The sequence below is a fragment of the Actinomyces israelii DSM 43320 genome, from assembly GCF_000711965.1.
GTDB lineage: Bacteria > Actinomycetota > Actinomycetes > Actinomycetales > Actinomycetaceae > Actinomyces > Actinomyces israelii.
Genome location: NZ_JONS01000091.1, coordinates 1 through 2,578, shown reverse-complemented (window position 1 = coordinate 2,578; position 2,578 = coordinate 1). Strand labels below are relative to the sequence as shown.

At 65.2% G+C, this 2,578-nt stretch carries 3 protein-coding genes; all 3 read left to right on the top strand.

All coding sequences use genetic code 11. The features are described from left to right. The first annotated feature begins 106 nt into the window (after nt 1-106). Nucleotides 107-469 carry a CocE/NonD family hydrolase C-terminal non-catalytic domain-containing protein gene (locus tag O145_RS19970; RefSeq protein WP_052375277.1) on the top strand — a complete coding sequence of 121 codons (363 nt, stop codon included), beginning with the start codon at nt 107-109 and terminating at the stop codon, nt 467-469. A gap of 30 nt (nt 470-499) precedes the next feature. Next, a complete protein-coding gene (locus O145_RS19965) occupies nt 500-928 on the top strand; it encodes a CocE/NonD family hydrolase C-terminal non-catalytic domain-containing protein (RefSeq protein WP_156966826.1) in 429 nt (142 codons plus the stop codon). 9 nt (nt 929-937) lie between these two features. Continuing rightward, nucleotides 938-2,578 (top strand): CocE/NonD family hydrolase (locus O145_RS15140; RefSeq protein WP_052375274.1); only part of this gene is annotated, 1,641 nt, incomplete at its 3' end.

Sequence of the window (2,578 nt, the reverse complement as noted above, 5' to 3'; positions counted from 1 at the left end):
ATGAGATTATCTTATACGAGGTGCTCCGCAGACGCCAACCAGGAATCCCGCAGCAGTTGCCCCAGAATGCCATTTTGTTTAATTCCGGCCATACTCGCCTGAATCCGTGGCCGACCTGCGCCGCTTCTTCGACCACTACCTCAAGGGCGTCGACAACGGGTGGGAGGCCACGCCCCGTGTCCGGCTCTCCGTCCTCGACCCCGGCGGACAGGACACCGTCAACCGCGCGTACGGCGAGTTCCCGCCGCCCCAGGCCCGGCACCGCGCCCTGTACCTGGACGGCGCCACCGGCTCGCTGGTGGACGCGCTCCCCGAGGCGGAGAGCACTGTGCGCTACACCGCGGACGACAACAGCTCCGTCGCCGCCCTGACCTACCGATTCGACCACGACGCCGAGATCATCGGGCACGTCAGCATGCGCCTGTGGGTCGAGGCCGAGGGCCACGACGATGCCGATATCCACGTCTGAGTCCGCAAGCTCGACGCCGACGCTAAGCCGTTGAGCCATATCGTCATCCCCTTGCCGGATCCGGCCAAGAAGGCGTTCCTGGCCGCGGCCGACCTGAAGCCGGTGAGCCGGCGCATGCCAGCGAGCTCCCGCTACAACGGCCCGTGGGGACGGCAGAGGGCGTCGCTCCGGGCCCTCGACCACGGGCTGTCCACAACCGGCCTGCCGATTCATGCGATGACGCGCTCCGAGAAGCTCGCCCCCGGCCAGATCGTCCCGGTGGACATCTCCCTGTGGCCGACCGGGCTGCGATTCCACCGCGGCGAGCAGCTCCGTCTCCAGATCGCCGGTTTCAACATGCGCGGTCCCAACCTCGCTGGCCTTCCGGAGGCGGACAACCAGAACCGCGGCACGCACATCATCCATACCGGTGGTCAGTTCGACTCGCACCTGCTGCTGCCGTTCGCGCCCGGATCCTGAAGGAGCATCATGCTGGAGAAGATCAAGAATCGTGCCATCCGTCTGGCGATGCAGGCGTACATGGCGACGCGCCGACACTCGGTCACCGACGGGGTGGTGGGCATTCAGCTCCGGCGTCCCAAGAAGGCCCCGCACTACTCCAGTGAGGTTCTTAGAGCCGGCAGTGTGCAGAGCAAGGGGGCATCGCCCTTGCCAGTCGATATCCAGGTGGAGCGCGATGTCCCGGTGCGGCTTCGCGACGGCACAACGATCTACACCGACGTCTTCCGCCCGACAGGGGCGGACCGGGTGCCGGCTGTTGTGGCCTGGAGCCCGTACGGGAAGACCGAGCCGTTCGACAGCGTGGCGAAGCCCGAGCAGGCGCTGTCCGGCCTGCAGAAATTCGAGGCGGCCGACCCGGGATGGTGGGTGCCCCACGGTTATGCGGTGATCCAACCGGATATTCGTGGTATCGGCAACTCCGGTGGCAGGTTCACGCAATGGGGGACCCAGGACGGACGTGACGGGTACGACCTGGTGGAGTGGATCGCGGAGCAATCGTGGAGCAACGGGAAGGTGGGGTTCGCCGGGAACTCCTGGCTGTCCATCTCGCAGTGGTTCATCGGTGCGCAGCGGCCTCCCCACCTGGCGGCCCTGGCCCCGTGGGAGGGATTCGCCGACGTCTACCGGAATACCGTCGCTCCCGGCGGTGTGCCGTCACCAGAGTTCGCCGGAATGGTGCCGGTCGTGCTCCGTGGCCGACAGTACGGCGAGGACCTGCCGGCGATGGTCGACCGGCACCCCTTGATGGACGACTACTGGAGGGACAAGATCGCCGCGGTCGAGCGGATCACCGTGCCGACCTATGTGGTCAGCAGCTATACCAACAAGGTCCACACGAGAGGAACGATCCACGCCTTCAACGCGCTGACCGTGCAGGACAAGTGGCTGCGCATCCACAACATTCACGAGTGGCGCGACTTCTACCGCAACCAGGAGGACCTCCTGCGGTTCTTCGACCGCTACCTCAAAGGCGTTGACAACGGATGGGAATCCACTCCGCGTGTTCGCATGTCGGTTCTTGATCCCGGTGGCGAGGACGAGACCAATATCGTCACGGACAGCTTCCCGCCACCCGGCACCGAGCCTGTTCGCCTGTACCTCACCGCTAACGCGGGTCTTAGCCGCGACGCCCAGGCGGCCGAGGCGTCAGTGGCCTACACCGCAGACGACGGGAGGTCCCGTGCACAGTTCACCATGGTCTTCACGGAGGACACCACTATTGCGGGCCACTGGAAGCTGCGCCTGTGGGTGGAGGCAGACGGCGCTGATGACATCGACCTGTTCCTTCAGTGCCAGAAGCTCGACGCCGCCGGCAATGTCATCCCGGTCATCGTCAAGGGGGCGCCCTACGGTGACGCTAATGGGGTCGGTGAGTTCGAGTGGGGGCACGGGGTGCTGAGAGCGTCGCGTCGAGCGGTGGATGACGACAGGTCCAGCCTCTTCGTCCCGTTCCATCCCTTCGATCGCGAGCAGAGGCTCAGACGTGGTGAGACGGTCCCGGTGGAGATCGAGATCTGGCTGGAATTAAACAAGATCGGTGTGTGGCGGTGTGACTGGGAGGTGCTCGAAGTCGTAGTCGAAGGTGCGGTTGGTGATGTAGGCGGTGAA